16 protein-coding genes are annotated in these 17,033 nt (G+C 69.8%); 7 read left to right on the top strand and 9 right to left on the bottom strand.

Features of this window, described 5'->3' with window-relative positions:
- Positions 1 to 851 precede the first annotated feature (851 nt).
- The 9 genes from ABEA93_RS33755 to ABEA93_RS33715 all read right to left on the bottom strand — a co-directional run bounded on the left by ABEA93_RS33755 (position 852) and on the right by ABEA93_RS33715 (position 10,469).
- Complete coding sequence (locus ABEA93_RS33755) at positions 852 to 1,127, bottom strand: hypothetical protein (protein ID WP_345679715.1); 276 nt, start codon at positions 1,125 to 1,127, stop codon at positions 852 to 854.
- A gap of 5 nt (positions 1,128 to 1,132) precedes the next feature.
- Complete coding sequence (locus tag ABEA93_RS33750; protein WP_345679714.1) at positions 1,133 to 2,230, bottom strand: integrase core domain-containing protein; 1,098 nt, start codon at positions 2,228 to 2,230, stop codon at positions 1,133 to 1,135.
- A 740-nt stretch (positions 2,231 to 2,970) separates the two neighbouring features.
- The gene (locus ABEA93_RS33745; protein ID WP_345679713.1) at positions 2,971 to 4,491 is read right to left on the bottom strand and encodes an ABC transporter substrate-binding protein; all 1,521 of its coding nucleotides are present in this window, start codon (positions 4,489 to 4,491) and stop codon (positions 2,971 to 2,973) included.
- A gap of 311 nt (positions 4,492 to 4,802) precedes the next feature.
- Positions 4,803 to 6,029 carry a CaiB/BaiF CoA transferase family protein gene (locus tag ABEA93_RS33740; RefSeq protein ID WP_345679712.1) on the bottom strand — a complete coding sequence of 409 codons (1,227 nt, stop codon included), beginning with the start codon at positions 6,027 to 6,029 and terminating at the stop codon, positions 4,803 to 4,805.
- 32 nt (positions 6,030 to 6,061) lie between these two features.
- Complete coding sequence (locus tag ABEA93_RS33735; protein ID WP_345679711.1) at positions 6,062 to 7,465, bottom strand: amidase; 1,404 nt, start codon at positions 7,463 to 7,465, stop codon at positions 6,062 to 6,064.
- Positions 7,444 to 8,604 (bottom strand): NAD(P)/FAD-dependent oxidoreductase, encoded by a 1,161-nt coding sequence (locus ABEA93_RS33730; protein ID WP_345679710.1) that lies wholly within the window; start codon positions 8,602 to 8,604, stop codon positions 7,444 to 7,446. The genes ABEA93_RS33735 and ABEA93_RS33730 overlap by 22 nt, the downstream gene beginning before the upstream one ends.
- Positions 8,597 to 8,917, bottom strand: a complete 321-nt coding sequence (locus ABEA93_RS33725; RefSeq protein WP_345679709.1) for a 2Fe-2S iron-sulfur cluster-binding protein — start codon at positions 8,915 to 8,917, stop codon at positions 8,597 to 8,599. Before ABEA93_RS33725 ends, ABEA93_RS33730 begins: the two co-directional genes overlap by 8 nt.
- Positions 8,914 to 9,765 carry a polysaccharide deacetylase family protein gene (locus ABEA93_RS33720; RefSeq protein ID WP_345679708.1) on the bottom strand — a complete coding sequence of 284 codons (852 nt, stop codon included), beginning with the start codon at positions 9,763 to 9,765 and terminating at the stop codon, positions 8,914 to 8,916. The genes ABEA93_RS33725 and ABEA93_RS33720 overlap by 4 nt, the downstream gene beginning before the upstream one ends.
- 50 nt (positions 9,766 to 9,815) lie before the next feature.
- On the bottom strand, positions 9,816 to 10,469 hold the full coding sequence (locus ABEA93_RS33715) for a GntR family transcriptional regulator (RefSeq protein ID WP_345679707.1): 654 nt from the start codon (positions 10,467 to 10,469) through the stop codon (positions 9,816 to 9,818).
- Between the two features lie 107 nt (positions 10,470 to 10,576).
- Here ABEA93_RS33715 and ABEA93_RS33710 point away from each other — a divergent pair, with 107 nt between their 5' ends.
- The 7 genes from ABEA93_RS33710 (at position 10,577) to ABEA93_RS33680 (ending at position 17,031) form a co-directional block, all read left to right on the top strand.
- Complete coding sequence (locus ABEA93_RS33710) at positions 10,577 to 11,887, top strand: aromatic ring-hydroxylating oxygenase subunit alpha (RefSeq protein WP_345679706.1); 1,311 nt, start codon at positions 10,577 to 10,579, stop codon at positions 11,885 to 11,887.
- On the top strand, positions 11,884 to 12,375 hold the full coding sequence (locus ABEA93_RS33705) for an aromatic-ring-hydroxylating dioxygenase subunit beta (RefSeq protein WP_345679705.1): 492 nt from the start codon (positions 11,884 to 11,886) through the stop codon (positions 12,373 to 12,375). The genes ABEA93_RS33710 and ABEA93_RS33705 overlap by 4 nt, the downstream gene beginning before the upstream one ends.
- Positions 12,347 to 12,607 carry a hypothetical protein gene (locus tag ABEA93_RS33700; RefSeq protein WP_345679704.1) on the top strand — a complete coding sequence of 87 codons (261 nt, stop codon included), beginning with the start codon at positions 12,347 to 12,349 and terminating at the stop codon, positions 12,605 to 12,607. Before ABEA93_RS33705 ends, ABEA93_RS33700 begins: the two co-directional genes overlap by 29 nt.
- Complete coding sequence (locus ABEA93_RS33695) at positions 12,604 to 13,488, top strand: VOC family protein (RefSeq protein ID WP_345679703.1); 885 nt, start codon at positions 12,604 to 12,606, stop codon at positions 13,486 to 13,488. Before ABEA93_RS33700 ends, ABEA93_RS33695 begins: the two co-directional genes overlap by 4 nt.
- Positions 13,489 to 13,561: 73 nt before the next feature.
- Entirely contained in the window at positions 13,562 to 14,581 is a 1,020-nt protein-coding gene (locus tag ABEA93_RS33690) for a dihydrodipicolinate synthase family protein (protein WP_345679702.1), read from the top strand.
- Positions 14,581 to 15,540: a hypothetical protein gene (locus ABEA93_RS33685; protein WP_345679701.1), complete on the top strand. Its 960-nt coding sequence runs from the start codon at positions 14,581 to 14,583 to the stop codon at positions 15,538 to 15,540. The genes ABEA93_RS33690 and ABEA93_RS33685 overlap by 1 nt, the downstream gene beginning before the upstream one ends.
- A gap of 102 nt (positions 15,541 to 15,642) precedes the next feature.
- Complete coding sequence (locus ABEA93_RS33680; RefSeq protein WP_345679700.1) at positions 15,643 to 17,031, top strand: NAD-dependent succinate-semialdehyde dehydrogenase; 1,389 nt, start codon at positions 15,643 to 15,645, stop codon at positions 17,029 to 17,031.
- Positions 17,032 to 17,033: the final 2 nt, after the last annotated feature.

The following is a 17,033-nucleotide window of genomic DNA, read 5'->3' as shown; positions in this document are numbered from 1 at the left end:
GATTGGCTTCGACACCACCGAGATTCCAAGAGGCCCTGCTTTCATGCGCGTACGGCTCAGACTTCACCCCATCGGGAAACCAAGTCCTATAACCCGACGCCAAGTTCGGTACGACCACAGCTTCTTAGACCTCAGGTCCAGCCCGCACTTCCACTCCAGCCAAGCGCATTCCTGAACCAGTCCACTGCGTACGGCTTCCACCAGCGCCCGCCGCTCCGACGGCAGTACGGGGTGACGCGTCAGGTCGAACTCCAAATCCACCGAGCACCTACTCCTGCCCATAGCTGAATACCGTCCCGAATGACCAACACTGACAGTCAATTCGAGATTGTGCCCCTTGCATGCGACATTGGCTGGATGCCCAGGCCATCGTCCCGGCCTCGACCTCAGCGGCGCTGGTTCCCGTCAACCACTGGACAGACCACCGTGACCTACAACTGCTCGCCTGACCAATGGCCGCCACACGAAGACAGCGTAGAATTGATCACACAGAGCAAACGCCCCTGGGGACCATGCCGGGACCACACGCTATGTCCGACCACGCACAAACCACTCCCAAACGCACGGCAGTTCATGCAGCACAGGGCTCCTGACCTGCGATAATGCCCCATGCACTTGACTGGGGGTCAAGGGGTCGCAGGTTCAAATCCTGTCGTCCCGACGGTAAGCCGAAAGGCCCGTCGGCTTGGGAGAAATCCCAGGTCAACGGGCCTTTCGCTTGTCGACGGAAGGTCGCGGGCATCGACATTTCAGTCGGAGATTCAGCGCCCGGAATATCCGTATTGCCGGAATCCCGGGACCATCTCGGGACATAGCTACCGCTCAGTTAACTTGGCGGCTGTTACGCAGCGTCATTTCCGGCGGTCCGGTGTCGGCTTCGGGAGGCGGGTGGCGTGGCGTACTTCGTGCATGTGGACTGCGTGCCACCGCCGGGCACTGCGCCTCTGGATGCCCTGCAACGCGCAGGCGTCGCGCACATCTTCGGTGGGCTGCTGGAGCGCTTGGACGCCGTCGAAGCCCCGGACGGCTCCGTGATGGAGGTGGCATCGAGCCGGGTCGGCGCCCATCCGGACGGCGCGGTCCTGCTGCTGCTCGTGGACGCTGTGGGTGCCGAAAACTCCATCCATGCAGGTCAGGCCGCATGCTGGTATTCGTGGATGGTGCCGCCGAGTCTGTCGTGGCGGCGTATGCGCAGTTGCTTGAGTTCGTCGGGATCGGTGATCGGTTCAGGCGCCGCGCGTGGCGGCGCCGCCTGGTGGAGTGTGCGGTGCGGCCGACGCCCGTTGTAGTGCTGCTCGAACTGGTGTAGCGCGTGGAGCAGGTGCTGTTGGTTCCAGATGAGCGTGCGGTCGAGGAGTTCGCGGCGGCAGGTGCTGACCCAGCGCTCCATGACCGCGTTCATGCGGGGTGTACGCACGGCGGTGAGCACGGTGCGGATGCCGGCGTCGGCGAGGATCTCGTCGAACAGCGCCGGGAACTTGCCGTCCCGGTCGCGGATCAGGAATGCCGCCCTGGCGCCCTCCTCTTCAAGGTCGGTGACCAGGTTCCGGGCGACTCGGGCCACCCATGCCGCAGTCGGGTGAGGTGTGGCGCCAAGGACGCGGATGCGCCGGGTGGCGTGCTCGATGACCGCGAGGACGTACTGGCGCTGCCCGTTCAGCGTGACCGTCTCGATGAAGTCGCACGCGAGGAGTGCCTCGCCCTGTGAGCGTAGGAAGTCGGCCCAGGTCGTGGTTCCGCGTTCGGGTGCGGGGTCGACGCCCGCGTTCTCGAGGATCTCCCAGACCGTGGACGCGGCGACGCGGATCCCAAGCACGGCGAGTTCGCCGTGGATGCGGCAGTAGCCCCAGGGCGGATTCTCCCGTGCGAGACGCAGTACGAGGACGCGGATGGAGCGGACCGTCCGCGGGCGCCCGGGCCGCTTCGGACGGGACGCGGACGCGTGGCGGCTGCGCACGAGGTCGCGGTGCCACCGCAGCACCGTGTCCGGGCGCACGGTCAGGCGCAGGCGACGCAGCACGCCGCGCGGCAGCGGGTGCAGCAGCACTGCGAGCAGGGCCCGGTCAGACTGGGTGAACCGTACTCGCCGGTCCCCGAGTTGCCGTTCGAGAACGGTGATCTGGTGGCGCAGGGCCAGGATCTCGGCATCCTTGTCGCGGTCGCTCATGGGCAGCAGCCGCAACGCGGCGAATGCGTTCGTCACGGCAAGATAGGCGAATCGGAGCAGCACGGACGGTCATGCTGCCGTAGCCGTGATCACTTCCATGAGCCCAGCAGAACCAGTCATGCGCAACCATACTGGCCGCCACCTGCGCGGATGGGGTTTTCGGCACCCACAAGGCTGACCCCGGTCGAATACGAAACCGTCATGACCACGCCAGCCGCGTGACCGACCCTGTCACCCAACCCTGCATCAGACCCGTCGAATGCGGGAGCAGGAGCTTGAGTGCTTGCCGGGCTGCCCAATGATAGTGGAACTGATCGCCATCCCGGCTGGCGCGCAAGAGGTCCGTGTCAGTCATGGGCACCCCCAGCGAGGCGGTACGGCCTCAAAGCTCGACAAGGCTCTCCTCGGACATCGCTTGCGATCTACACAGCAGAGGTCTGCGCAACGTACTCACAGTCTCCACGACCGGGCAACGCGCCTTGCCGCGACACGTTCGCGCTACTCGTGTGCCGCTCCATTGTCGGTCTGGCCCAGCTGCGACCAGCGATGCGTCCAGGGGCCTGATGTTCTACAGACAGTTCCTGACTCGCGAGCCGTGCTCGCCCCGCCCGCGGCCTGGCGAAGGTGGAGTACTCCCGCTGGGGGTCAAGACGTTGTTCGGACCAACTGCGTTGTCCGCCCGAACGTTCGCACCGCCGTGGGCGCCGCGCCCGGGTTCGCCGCGGGAGTTGCGCACGGCTCGTGGTGGAGGGGCGCCTATGCCGCGTGGTCCGCGGACGTGGTCGCCGCGCGGAGTTGTGCGGTCAGGCAGTCCCGCCGATGGAGGCGGCCCAGGGCATGGAGAGGTACGCGAACGACGAGGGTGCTCCGCTGATGCGGCGGTTCAGGAACATCTGCTCGTACGGGGCCGCGAGGAAGATGAGCTTGGCGCTGGCGGTGTAGCGGGCCTGGGCGTCGACGAAGGACTGGGCGCCGGTGCTGAGGTCGGGTGTGGTGCGGGCCTGGTCGAGCAGGCGGGTCACGTCGGGGTCGTGGTAGTTCGCCCAGTTGAAGGCGCCGTCGGGGTCGGTCAGGGCGCCGAGGTAGGTCAGGGCGTCGGCGCCGACGTAGCCGAAGGTCACGACGAGGTCGAAGCCGCGGCGGATTGCCGGGTCGTAGGACAGTGCCGTCATCTGTGTTGCCGGGATGGTTCTGACGTCGATGGCGACGCCGATCTTGGCCGCCGCCGACTTGAGGAATTCGGCGGTCTGGACCGAGCCCTGGTCGCCTGCTGTGGCGGCGACCACGAGCGGGTGCGACGGGATGCCGACTTCGGACAGGAGTTCCTTGGCCCGCTTGACGCTGGGGCCGGGTGCGTCGGGCAGCAGGTCGTACGCGGTGGTGAGCTGGGGGCCCGCCAGGTCGGCGGTCCACATCGTGCGTGGGATAAGGGTCTTCAGTGGGTCGGCGGCGCCGTCGAACACCTTGTCGATGAGTGCTTCGCGGTCGAGGACGAGCGACAGCGCCTCCAGCAGGCGGCGGTCGGCGGCCGGACTGTCGGAGGTGGCCGGCACGAGGAGCAGGTTCTGCGTCGACGGGCCCTGGTTGACGGTTCCGCTCTTGGCGTCGGCGAGTGCCGCGGCGGTGGCGGGTGGGACTTCGTAGGCGCCGTCCACCTCGCCGGAAGCCAGGGCGCGTGTGAGAGCGCCGCTGTCGGTGATGAAGCGGAAGTCGACCTGTGCGGCTTTAGGAGAGACCTGCGGGTCCCAGTAGCTGTCGTTGCGTTGGAGGGTGATGGCCTGTCCCGCTTGCCAGGATCCGAGTTTGTAGGGGCCGGTGCACATCAGGCCGCCGCCCGGCTTGCCGAATGTCGGCCCCGATGTGCGGGCGTGCGCCTCTTGGACGACCGCGCCGAAGGGGGTGCTCAGGCTTTTGACCAGGACCTGGTCGTAGGCCTTGGTCCGCAGTGTCACCTGGTTCGGTCCGGTGACGTCGATCGACGTCACCGTGGACAGGTAGTCCCCGTACAGTCCCCCGGTCTGCGGGTCGCTCTGCCGCTTGAGGCTGTAGACGACGTCTTGGGGCCGCATCGGCGTGCCGTCCCAGAACCGCACCCCGGGGCGGAGATCGATCACCAGGGAGTGGTCGTCCTTCCAGTCGATCCGTTCCGCCAGACCGGGGACCGTCGAGAAGTCGGGGTTGACCCGCAGGAGTGTCTCGCAGAGGTTCGCTGTGACGGTCTGTTCCGAGTAGTTGACGGTCTTGGCCGGGTCCAGGGTGTCGGGCTCCCCGTAGGGCAGCGCCCAGGTGACACGGTCCACCGACGCGCTTCCGGGCGGGGTCACCACCGGAAGGGTCGCCGCGGACTCGGCACCGCGCCGGCCGTCTGTGTCTGATGCGCATGCGGCGGTCACGAACAGAGTTGCGCTGACGAATGCGACGAGCTTCCGCCGGTGGGCAGCCATGACGAAGCGCCTTTCGGGAGTAGGGGAAGTGCCGAAGAGCGGTGCACGGGGCACCCGATCTGTGGTGCACGTACAGGCCCGGGACACCGGGCACGGCGCCCCCGCGCCGTGCCCGGTGATCCCCTCCGAGCGCGCCCGTTGGCTGCGCCGCCGCCCGGGGGCGGCGTGCGGGCGCGCGGTTTCCCCTCAGGTCAGCGGACTGCCCCTGCAGCCCGAAGTGCGGTCAGTTCCGCCGTGGGGAAGCCGAGGCCGGTGAGGACCTCGTCGGTGTGCTGGCCGAGTTCGGGGGGTGCGGTACGGATGGCGGTGGCCGTGCGGGAGAGCTTCAGCGGCGAACCGACCATGGTGATGGCGCCGGCCGACGGGTGCTCCACCGTTGCGACCATCTCACGGGCCAGGACCTGCGGGTGGGCGAGAGCCTGGCCCACGGTGTTGATCGGCCCGGTCGGCACCCCGGCGTCGGCGAGCATCTTGGCCCAGTCCCGAGCGGCGCGTGCGGCGAGTGCGGCCTCGATGAGCGGCAGCAGTTCGCCGCGGTTGCGGACGCGGTCCGGGTTGGTGGCGAACCGGGGGTCGTCGACCAGGTCGCCGAGGCCGACGACCGGGGCGAAGCGGCGCCACAGGCTGTCATTGCCGACCGCGACCATGAGGTGGCCGTCCCCGGTGGGGAACGCCTGGTACGGGACGATGGTCGGGTGCGCGGAGCCGTAGCGCGGCGGCTCCTCGCCGGAGACGAAGTGGCCGCCTGCGACGTAGCTCAGCCAGGAGATCTGGCCGTCCAGCAGCGAGACGTCGACCCACTGGCCTTCCCCCGTGCGGTCCTTGGCCCGCAGTGCGGCCAGGAGCCCGATGCACGCCCACATGCCGGCCGCGAGGTCCGCCCCTGCGACGCCGAAGCGCACCGGTGGACCGTCGGCTTCGCCGGTGATGCTCATCATTCCCGAGACGGCTTGGGCGATGGCGTCGTAGCCGGGTTCGGTGGCCAGCGGGCCGGTCTGGCCATAGCCGGATATGGAGACGTACACGACGCCGGGGTTGGTCTGCGCCACCTGCTCGTAGCCGAGGCCGAGGCGTGCGGCGGCGCCGGGCCTGAAGTTCTCCACGACGACGTCGGCCTCCCTGGCCAACTCGGCGACCAGGTCCCGGCACTGGGGGTCTTTCAGGTCGACCGCGATGCCGCGCTTGTTGCGGTTGACACTGTGGAAGTACGCGGCGCTATCGCCCTGGAACGGCGGTCCCCAGAATCGGGTGTCGTCACCGCCGCGGACGTTCTCGACCTTGATGACGTCCGCGCCCAGGTCCGCCAGGACCATCGTGCAGAACGGCCCGGACAGAATCCGCGACAGGTCGAGCACGCGGAGGCCGGTGAGCGCCCCGTCGTGCGTCAGCCAGGGCGAGTTCGTTTCGGACAACGTCATGTCTTCTCCGGTGGTTCGGGTCGTTCCGGCTTTCACAGCCACGGAGCGGGGTTGGGCGCCGGCGTCGGCACGGCCGTCTGGAACCCGTGGGCGATACGCAGCAGTTCCAGCTCTCCCGCCGGGCGGCCGACGAGCTGGATGCCAACGGGCAGGCCCTCGGCGGTGAACCCGCAGGGGACCGAGATCGCGGGCAGCCCGGTTGCGCTGATGTAGTAGGCGGCGCGCATCCAGTCCAGATAGGTCGTCTGCGGGATGCCTTCGATGGACTCGGGCCACCGCTGTTCCACCGGGAACGGCGGGACCTGGCTCACCGGCAAGGCGAGCACGTCGACGTCGAAATCGTCGAAGAATCGGATGAGTTCCGCATGGAGCCGGGTTCGCTGCCCGTTGGCCCGGGCAAGGTCCTCCCCCGCGAGTCCTTGTCCGGCCTCGACGTTCCAGCGCGTGTCCGGGTTCAGTGCGTCGGGGTCTTCGTCGCCGAACCACTGCGCGTAGTACCAGGCGCGCCAGGTGCGGAAGCTCTCGTCGGCGCCGGCGAAGTCCGGTTCGCGGTCTTCGACGGTCCAGCCGAGCGCTTCGAGGGCCGGGCGGCCCACGGTGTCCAGGACGCCGGTGATGCGGCGGTCCACCGGCAGGCCGCCCAGGTCACGGCTCCAGGCGACCCGCACCTTCGACGGGGCGTCCAGGTCCGCTTCGCGGAAGCGGGTGCCGTCGCCCGGCCAGGACAGCGGGCTCCCCGGGTCGTGTCCGGCGATGACACCGAGCATGAGCGCGACGTCCTGGACGGTGCGGGCCATGGGCCCGTCGACGGCGAGGGTGCACCAGTCGCCGGACGACGGCACCAGGCCCGCGCTGGGCCGCAGGCCGACGACGTTGCAGAATCCCGCCGGGTTGCGGAGGGATCCGCCCATGTCGGTGCCGCCCGCGAGCGGTGTCATGTAGGCGGCCAGCGCGGCGGCGGAGCCGCCGCTGCTGCCTCCGGCCGTCCGCGTCGTGTCGTAGGGGTTGCGGGTGGCCCCGAAGACCTCGTTGTACGTGTGCGAACCCGTCCCGAACTCCGGCGTGTTCGTCTTGCCGAGGCAGATCGCCCCGGCCTCGCGCATGCGCCTGACGATCAGTGCGTCGGCGGTGGGGATGTGGTCGCGGTAGATGGTCGAGCCGTAGGTGGTGCGCACGCCGGCGGTGTCGTGGAGGTCCTTGTGCACCACGGGCACGCCGTGCAGCGGGCCCAGCGCGCGTCCGGCGGCCAGCTCCCGGTCGGCGTGGTCCGCTGCGGCGAGCGCCTGTTCGGCGGTCAGCGTGACGATGGCGTTGATCTCCGGGTTGACCTGGTCGATCCGCGCGAGATGGTCTTCGACGACCTCGCGGGCCGACAGTTCGCGGCGGCGTAGCAGGTCCGCGAGTTCGGCGGCGGTCATCCGGTGCGGGCTGGACACGGTCCTCCCTGGTCGATGGTGCCGCGCAGGCGCATGAGTTCGCGTCGCGCGTCGATGCCGGCCGCGGCGACGAGCCGGCCGTCGCGGACGAACCCGGTCAGTCCGGGCGCCAGCATGCGGGCCTCGTCGCCCGGCCTTCGGAAGCCGAGCGTGTGGATCTTGTGCTCGTACTGGTCGGACCACACGTAGCCGACCGGTGCGAACGGTTCGCGGGCACCGAGCAGGGTCCGGGCGGCGGCCATCCCCTGCTCGACGGCGTTGGCATGATGCTCGGTGCGCATCAGTCCGTGCCGCGGATGACGCCAGCGGGCCACGTCCCCGGCGGCGACGATGCCGGGGACGGCGGTCGCGCAGAACTCGTCGCAGACGACGCCGTCGGCGAGTTCCAGGCCGGAGTCGGCGAGCCAGTCGGTGACCGGCTCGTTCCCCACGCCCACGACGACCACGTCCGCGGCGACGCGGGAGCCGTCCGCGAGCAGCAGGCCGTCCACGCGGCCCGAGCCGGTGGCGCCGACGACGGAGGCGCCGCAGCGGACGTCCACGCCGTTGTCGCGGTGGATGCCCACGGCCACGTCGCCGAGTTCCCGGCCCAGGCCCCGTTCCATCAGGCTGGGCGCGGCTTCGAGCAAGGTGACGTCGAGGCCGAGCTTCCGTGCGGTGGCGGCGACTTCCGCGCCGATGAACCCGCCGCCGAGCACGGCCACCGAAGGCGACCGGGCGAAGTCGGCGGCGAGAGCCCGGGCATCGGCAGCGGTACGCAATGTGTACATGCCGTCCAGCCGGGGCAGCCCGGCCGGCCATCGGGGACGCGACCCCGTGGCGATCACCAGCCCGTCGAACGGCAGCACCTCCCCGTCCGCGGTGCGCACGCGCCGCGAGGCCGCGTCCAGGCCGGCCGCCTGGGCACCGAGCCACAGCTCGATGCCCAGGGCGGCATATGCGTCCGCGGGGCGGAGCGCGAGTTCCGTCTCGCCGAGCCCTCCGGCCAGGAACGCCTTGGACAACGGCGGTCTGTCGTAGGGGATTTCGTTCTCGGCGGACAGCAGGACGAGCTGCCCGAGGAAGCCGCCGGCGCGCAGTTCCTCGGCCGCGTGCACTCCGGCGAGGGAGGCGCCCACGACCACGATGCGCTCAGTCATGGGGCGCCACCGTCAGTTCGATGCCGTCGAGTTCGGCCCGGAAGGTGATCCGGCAGGCGAGCCGGGACCGGGTATCCGACGAGGAGAGTTCGTCGAGCATGTCGAGTTCGTCCTCGGTGACCGCGCCGACGGCGGCCTGCCACGCCTCGTCCACATAGACGTGGCAGGTGCCGCATGCGGCATTGCCGCCGCACATGCCGATCACGCCCACGCGGGCGGCGCGCAGTTCGGGCATCAGGCGCACCCCGAACCGCGCGTCGACCGCGCTGCGTGTCCCGTCCGCCGCGGTCACGTGGACCACGCCGCCGGTCATGCTTCGACGATCTTCAGGTTCCGCGCGACCTCGACGTGGTTGCTGGACACGCTGTAGCCGGTCTTGACGAGGTGCGCGGTCATCTCGTCGAGCGTGGCGATCCACGTGTCGGGCTGCGCCTTGAGGAACTCGAGGTACTGGTCGAAGAAGCGCAGCCGCATCGGACGGCCGATGATCTGCGGGTGCGTGGTGTAGATGCACGCGCCGCCGAGGTCCTTGATGCCGTAGTACTCCTCGGTCCAAATGGAGCGGACCTCTTCGGACGTGCTGATCTTCTTGTCCCACGTCTCGACGTCGAACCACCAGTGCACCGAGTCGTTCGTCGGCCACGAGGTGGGCAGTTCCAGCACGCTGGTGCCCTCGTGCCAGTACGGCCGGACGTCGGCCATCATGTTGGTGCTGTAGTTGTACCCGTGCTTCTCCAGCAACTCCAGGGTGTGGACCGTGAGTTCGAGCGAGGGGGCGCGGTAGCCGGTGATCTCGGCTCCGAACGCGGAGAGGATCTCGTGGCCGCGGACCAGCTCGCGCTCCTCCTGCTCCCGGGTCAGCTTGGTCGGGGAGACGTGCGAGTAGCCGTGGTTGGCCAGTTCGTGGCCGGCGGCGACGATGTCGCGCACGCGGTCCGGCCACACCTCGGCCACCCGGCCGGGGACGAAGAACGTCGCCCGCACCTGGTGCTTGTCGAGCAGCTTGAGCAGTTCGGGGACGGCGACCCGGCCGCCGTAGGTGCCCTGGGAGAGGACTCCGGGCTTTCCGACGTTCTTGCCGCCGGATTCGTGCAGCCACAGTTCCTCGGCGTCGAAGTCGATGGTTATGCCGACGGCTACCTTGGCGTTGTCAGGCCACATGGGGGCTCCTTGGGACAGCGCGCAGCCGGCTCTGGCAGCAGCAGCGTCTGCTAGAGGGCGCGCAGCAGGCTTGTCATGGCGTGGTCGAGGTGCGTGGCGACCGCCGCTCGGGCGGCCGCGACATCGCGTTCGGCGACGGCCTCGGCGATGGCGCGGTGCTCCTCGATGACCTGGGCGGCTCGCCCGGGGTCGGTCCGCATATTGCGGTTGGGAATGCGCAGGGGAACGCTCTTGGCCAGGGCGTAGGCCTTGACCAGGAGCGCGTTGCCGGTCGCCGACACCATTCCGCGGTGGAAGTCGTCGTCGGCGGCGGAGAACTTGTCGTCCTCGCCGCCGGTCAGAAGCTCCGCCTGCCGGTCGACAGCGGCCAGCAGTTGGGATCCGGCGTGTCCGGATTCGCAGGCGTACTCGACCGCGTACGTCTCGATGAGACGCCGTGTGGTGAGCACGTCCTGTATCTCCTTGACGGTCACCGGGAGCACCAGGGCGCCCCGCTTCGCGTAGAGGCGCACATGCCCCTCGAATTCGCAGCGGAGCAGCGCCTCGTGCACGGGCGTACGGCTTACCGCCGCCGCCTCGGCGATCTCTCCTTCGCTGAGCATCATGCCGCCGGCGTAGGTGCCGTCGAACAAGCGTTCACGAATGAAGGCATAGGCGCGCTCGGAAGCGGAGAGCCCGTCGGCCCCCGGTGTTGTTGGCGACATGTATGGAAGCTATATGGAAGTCGCTCGTAAGACAACGGCTACCACCCATTGTCTTGCGGGCAACTTCCATGCAAGATGAGCGGAACTTGCGGACAAGAGAGGTTCCGATGAGTCTCCCCGAAGTTTTGGGCCGATTCGCGCCGGACTGCAGCTCCCTGCCTCAGACGGTTTTCAACGACCCCGAGGTACTGGACGCGGAGCTTGCGCGGATCTTCACCCGGAGCTGGCTGTTCCTCGCACACGAATCCGAGGTGGCTGTCTCCGGGGACTACGTAACCCGCCGAATGGGCCGCGACCAGGTGATCGTCTCGCGCGGCGAGGACGGGCAGATCCGGGTCATGCGAAACGCCTGCACGCACCGCGGCACGCTGCTGTGCAAGGCCACCCTGGGCAACACGTCGCACTTCATGTGCCCGTACCACGCGTGGACGTTCGACAACACCGGGCGGCTGCGCGGCGTACCGGAAGCCCGTCCGGCCTACGGCACCTTCGACAAATCCAGCCGCGATCTGCGCCGCGCGCGCACCGAGGTCTACCAAGGCCTGGTCTTCGCGACCTGGGACGATGACGCCGAGCCGCTGGCGGACTTCCTGGGCGACTTCGCCTGGTACCTGGACGCGCTGGTCGGCGGCGACGGAGCCGCCTGGGAGGTGGCCGGCCCGCCGCAGCGCTACACTATCAAGGCCAACTGGAAGCTCAGCTGCGAGAACTTCGGCGGCGACGGCTACCACGTGCCCTACGCGCACCGCGCCCCGATCGAAGGGGGCCTCTTCGGCACCGAGGACACCGGCACCGGCGGCCCGAGCGGCCGCGTCGTGTGGACGCCGCAGGGGCACACCGCCCGGGTCGGCTACCACCCGGCCGGCTCTGGGATCCCGGCGTACCACGGCTACCCGGACGAACAGCGCGCCGAGTTCGCCGCCAAGGCGAAGCCCGAGGTGTTCGCCGTCCTGGAGAACTCCGACGTGCTGCACGGGAACGTCTTCCCGAACCTGTCGTTCATCCAGACGGTGATCACCTACACCGGCGACGAGGTCGAACCGACCGCGTTCCTGGCCCTGCGCCTGGCGCTGCCCATCAGCCCGACCGAGACCGAGATGCTGAACTTCGCCTTGGTCCCGCGCAATGCGCCGGACGCATGGAAGCAGAAGTCGGTGCTCGCCTGCGTCCGCACGCACGGCGCCGCCGCGGGGCTCTTCGAGAGCGACGACGTCGACAACTTCACCGCCGTCACGTTCACCGGCGACGGCGCCATCGCGGCCCGCACCGACCTGGACTACTCCATGGGCGCAAGGCTGCCCCGCCCGGAGCCGGACGACTGGCCGGGACCGGGCGAATCGGTGCCGCACGACCACAGCGAGTACACCCACCGGGCCTACTACACGACCTGGCTGCGGCATCTGAGGGAGGACGCGTGAGTACGCACGCGGCCGTGACCGAGTTCCTCTTCGAGGAGTCCGCGGCACTTGACGAGACCCGCTACGGCGACTGGCTCGACCTGCTCACCGAGGACTTCCGGTACGAGGTCCCGCAGCCGATCACCCCGCAGTCGCCGGACGAACCGCAGTACACCAGCCGGATGCCCATCTCCAGCGAGTCCAAGGGCTCGCTGCGGATGCGCTTCGACCGGATGTCCTCGGAGTACGCGTGGGCCGACCGGCCCAAGCACTTCCTGCGGCACTTCGTCTCCAACATCCGCGTGCGGCGGATCGGCGACGACGTCTGGGAGGTGCGCAGCAACGTCCTGGTCGCCCGCTCCCGGACCAGCGAGGAGACCGTCCTCGCCACCGCCGGACGCCTCGACGTCCTGCACGGCAACCCCAAGGACGGGTTCCGGCTCGCCGCCCGCACCGTCCATCTCGACGTGGAAGTGCCCAGTGCCGCCCAGCTCGCCCCGATCTACTGACGGGCCGTCCGCGGACCGCCCCGCGGAGCCCGCCGAACTGCGCCTCGCCAACGAGTTCGCCTCGATCGTGCTGCGCAAGGTGCGGCACGGCAACGCGCACCGCATCGAGGTGCGCTCCGAACGCCGGGGGCGGTCCGTCCTCCTGGACCCGACCGCGCTCGACGCGATCACCCGGCTGACCCCCGACCAGGTCTCCCGCCTTCTGACCCTCGTGACGGAGAACGACCGATGACCGTCCGCTTCGTACGGCACGTGGCACTGCGCGTGCCCGACCCGCAGGCGTCCCACACCTACCTCGGCGAGTCCTTCGGGCTCATCCCGGCCGACGGCGGCCTCCGCGGCACCGCGGATTCCCGCCCGCTGATCCGCCTCGCGGAAGGACCCGCGCTCGGCATCGACCACATCGCGTTCGGCGCATCCGACCGCGCCGGCGTCGACGACGTCGCGGCGCGCGCCCGAGCTCTCGGGCTGCCCGTGGTCGAGGAGCCCGGCGAGGACGCCGACGGCGTGTACCGCATGCGCTGCCGCGACAAGAGCGGGCTGCTGTTCGAGGTGGCGCACGCCGCCGCGAGCACGCCCGAGCCGGTGCCGCACGTCCCCTTCCTCGACCGCCCGATGCTGATCAGCCACGTCGTGCTCAACACGCCCGACGTCGAGGCGACCGCCGCGCTGTACTGCGAGCTGTTCGGCTTCACGGTCTCCGACCGCTACGGCGACTACATGGCTTTCCTGCGCTGCAACGAGTACCACCACTCGGTGGCGCTCGGGCACGCCGACCACACCTCGCTCAACCACATCGCCTTCGAGGTCGGCAGCCTCGACGGGGTGATGCGCGATGCCGCGCGGCTGCGGAGCCTTGGTGCCGGCGAACCCCTGTGGGGCCCCGGCCGGCACGGCCCCGGCGACAACGTCTTCGCGTACTTCGCCGACCCCAACGGGGTGGTCATGGAGTACACGTCGGGCTTCGAGATCTTCGACGAGGCCAACCCCCGCGCCGCCATGGTGTGGCCGATGGACGACCCCGAACGCGACAACCTCTGGGGCACCGGCGACCCGACCGACCAGGGCATCGCCCTGATGACCGGGACTCCCGACCCCTACCTGCTGCCCTGACGCACCGTACGCACGGGCGCGGCACCGCACTGCCGTGCCGCGCCCCGCGACGGCCTGAACCAAGGAGTACCTCATGAAGTTCGCACCCGGCCAGGCGCGGGCGTGGGCCATGTCCGACCTGCGAGGGGCCGCCGGCTGCCTCATGCCGACCTTCACCGGCGACCTCACCGGCCTCAACGAGGCGGCCATCCGGCACGACGCCGCCCTCGAACGCGAACTCGGCTTCACCGGCGCCCTGCTGGTCTCGGAATGCGGCACCACCCCCGCCGAGTACCGGCAGTTCATGCGCACCGTCGTCGACGAGGTCGGCGACGACATGGTCACCATCCTCCAGGCCTCCGAGCCCACGCTCGCGGACACCATCGCGCTGGTCCGCGACGCCGAAGCCATCGGGGTCGACCTGGTCCTGCTGTCCTACCCGCTCACCTTCTACCCGCAGACGCCCGACGAGGTCGTGGCCTTCACCAAGGCCGTCGCCGACGCCACGAACATGGGCCTGGTCGTCTTCGCCCTGGACATGTGGAACTTCGGGCGGCTGCACCCCTCGGGCTTCGCACCGGCCTGGCTGGAGGAGATGGTCGACACCATCCCCAACGTCGTGGCGATCAAGAACGAGATCGGCGACCCCGGCATCTCCGGAACGTCCCAGATCTTCCGGCAGTTCCGCGACCGCGTGCTGGTGACGGACCCCATGGAGATGAACTGCGCCGCGTGGACCACCACGTTCGGCATGCCGTGGATGGGCACCTCGAACTACGAGTACTTCGGCCCCGAGATCCCCCGGATGTTCCGGCTGCTCCAAGACCCGGCGACGGTCGACGAGGCGATGGAGATCTACTGGCGGCTCCACCCGGCCCGCCAGGTGGTCTCCGCGGTCGGCGGCAAGGCCGTGGCCGGCGCCAACCTTGTGCACCGCATGCAGTGGAAGTACCAGGGCTGGCTCAACGGCTTCAACGGCGGCCCGCTCCGCTTCCCGCAGATGCGCATCGACGAGGAGCAGATGCGCGCCCTGCGCAAGGGCCTGGAGAAGTCCGGGCTGCCGACGACGTCCGACGACGACGACGCCTTCTTCCTCGGGAGGAACCCGAAGTGATGCGCATGATCGATGCGGCCGACCTGCCGGACCTGGTCACCCAGGAGGACGCCCTGGCCGCCGCGCGCGACGCGGCGTCCGCCCGGGCGGCCGGCGAAGTCATTGACGGGCGGGTGCAGTTCGACTGGGCGAACGGTGAGTCCGGGGTCCGGATCATGGGCGCGGCCATGCCGTCGCTGGGCATCTTCGGCTACAAGCAGTTCCACTGGATCGACGGCGGCGTCTGGTACGCGTGCCACATCTTCCGCGCCTCCGACGGTGCGCCCCTCGGTGTCGTGGACGCCGCGTCGATCACCACGCTCCGCACCGCGGCGACCGCCGCCGTGGGCGTGGAAGCCCTCTACGGCTCCGACCGCAAGGCCGTCGTCGCCGTCATCGGTTCGGGCGCCGAAGCCCAGGCCGGGCTGCGGGCCCTCGCCCGCGTCGTCCCGATCCGGGCGGCGCGCGTCTACAGCCGCAACACGGTCAACCGCGAGATCTTCGCGACCCGCATGAACGACGAACTCGCGCTCCCGGTCATCCCCGTGGACACGCTGCGCAAGGCCACCGACGGCGTCGACATCGTGTACTCGGCCACCCAATCCAACGGCAGCGTGGTCTACCACGCCGACGATGTGGCCGGCGCCGCGGTGGTGGCCACGATCGGATCGACCTCGCCCGACCAGCGCGAGGCCGCCGGCGACGTGTTCGCCCGCGCGTCCCGCATTCTCATCGACACCGAGGACGCCATCGCCGAATCCGGCGACCTCATCGAAGCCGCCCTCGCCCCGGAGTCCTTCGAACTCCTCGGTACCGCCCTCGCCGCTCCGGCCCGGCGCACCGAGCCGTACAGCGTCTTCAAGTCCATCGGCAGCCCCGAGCAGGACCTCGTCCTGGCCGCGCACATTCTGCGCCGCGCCGAGGAGCACGGCGTGGGCCGCACGGTGGCACCGGCAATGAGCCGCAAGCAGAACCTCTGACGTTCCGCGTCCGGCGCCCGATGTCCGTTTCCGGGCATCGGGCGCCGGACCCGGGGACCGGACGCCGGTCCCGTCCCTCCTCCTATCCTCCGGAGCCAGCACGTGACACCCACCGATCTGTTCATCGCGGGCCGCTGGACTCCCGCCGCCTCCGGGCGGCGGATCCCGGTGCTCAATCCCGCCGACGGCACCGAGATCGCCTCGGTCGCCGCCGGGGACACCGCGGACGGCCTCGCCGCCGTGGCCGCCGCGCACGACGCAGCCCGCGACTGGGCCGCCACCGCGCCGCGCACCCGCGGCGAGATCCTCCGCCGCGCTTTCACGCTGATGACCGAGCGCGCCGACGAGATCGCCGACCTCATCGTCGCCGAGAACGGCAAGTCGCGCGCCGACGCCCTGTCCGAAGTCGCCTACGCGGCCGAGTTCTTCCGCTGGTACTCGGAAGAGGCCGTGCGCATCGACGGCGACCTGCGCACCGCCCCCGCGGGCGGCAACAAGATCCTGGTGATGCGGCAGCCCGTCGGCGTCGCCGTCCTGGTCACGCCGTGGAACTTCCCCGCGGCCATGGCAACGCGCAAGATCGGCCCGGCGCTCGCGGCGGGCTGCACCGTCGTCCTCAAGCCGGCGTTGGAAACCCCGCTGACCGCGCTGGTCGTCGCCGAGATCCTGGCCGAGGCCGGGGTTCCGGCGGGCGTGGTCAACGTGGTGGTCGCCGAGCGCAGCGGCCCGGTCGTCTCGGCCATGCTGCACGACCCGCGGGTCGCCAAGCTCTCGTTCACCGGATCCACCGAGGTCGGCGCCATCCTGCTGCGCGAGGCCGCGGACGGCATCATCAGTTGCTCGATGGAACTCGGCGGCAACGCGCCGTTCATCGTCTTCGCCGACGCCGACCTCGACGCCGCGATCGAAGGAGCGCTCATCGCCAAGATGCGCGGCGGCGGGCAGGCCTGCACCGCGGCCAACCGGTTCTACGTCGAGTCGGCGGTCGCCGACGAGTTCGCGACCCGTTTGGCGGCCGCGCTCAAGGACCAGGAGACGGTGCTCATCAGCGGCTCCGCACGCGACCGCGTGCACGGCCTGGTCACCGGAGGCACCGGCAAGGTCCTCGCCGGCGGGCAGCTGCCGGACGGCCCCGGGTTCGCGTACCCGGCCACGGTGCTGGCGGACGTGCCCGCGGAGGCCCCGATCCTCCGCGAGGAGATCTTCGGACCCGTGGCGCCCATCGTGCGCTTCGACGGCGAAGCCGCGGCGATCGAAGCGGCCAACGACACCCCGCACGGGCTCGCCGCCTACGTGTACACGCGGGACCTGGCGCGCGGCCTGCGCGTCGGCGAACGACTCGACTTCGGCATGGTCGCCCTCAACCGCGGCCTGGTGTCGGACCCCGCGGCCCCGTTCGGCGGGGTCAAGCAAAGCGGCGTGGGACGCGAAGGCGGCCACGACGGACTTCTGGAGTTCCTCGAAACGAAGTACATAGCCACGTCCTGGTGAAA

Source organism: Yinghuangia aomiensis (assembly GCF_039542225.1).
Classification (GTDB): Bacteria; Actinomycetota; Actinomycetes; order Streptomycetales; family Streptomycetaceae; genus Yinghuangia; species Yinghuangia aomiensis.
This window is presented reverse-complemented; position numbering and strand designations above follow the sequence as displayed.

Coding starts and splice junctions, on each gene's coding strand:
- ABEA93_RS33755 (WP_345679715.1), bottom strand. CDS start 1,127: ATGGATGGAGTTTTCGGCACCCACAGCGTCCACGAGCAGCAGCAGGAC.
- ABEA93_RS33740 (WP_345679712.1), bottom strand. CDS start 6,029: ATGACGTTGTCCGAAACGAACTCGCCCTGGCTGACGCACGACGGGGCG.
- ABEA93_RS33730 (WP_345679710.1), bottom strand. CDS start 8,604: ATGACTGAGCGCATCGTGGTCGTGGGCGCCTCCCTCGCCGGAGTGCAC.
- ABEA93_RS33725 (WP_345679709.1), bottom strand. CDS start 8,917: ATGACCGGCGGCGTGGTCCACGTGACCGCGGCGGACGGGACACGCAGC.
- ABEA93_RS33720 (WP_345679708.1), bottom strand. CDS start 9,765: ATGTGGCCTGACAACGCCAAGGTAGCCGTCGGCATAACCATCGACTTC.
- ABEA93_RS33715 (WP_345679707.1), bottom strand. CDS start 10,469: ATGTCGCCAACAACACCGGGGGCCGACGGGCTCTCCGCTTCCGAGCGC.
- ABEA93_RS33710 (WP_345679706.1), top strand. CDS start 10,577: ATGAGTCTCCCCGAAGTTTTGGGCCGATTCGCGCCGGACTGCAGCTCC.
- ABEA93_RS33695 (WP_345679703.1), top strand. CDS start 12,604: ATGACCGTCCGCTTCGTACGGCACGTGGCACTGCGCGTGCCCGACCCG.
- ABEA93_RS33690 (WP_345679702.1), top strand. CDS start 13,562: ATGAAGTTCGCACCCGGCCAGGCGCGGGCGTGGGCCATGTCCGACCTG.
- ABEA93_RS33685 (WP_345679701.1), top strand. CDS start 14,581: ATGCGCATGATCGATGCGGCCGACCTGCCGGACCTGGTCACCCAGGAG.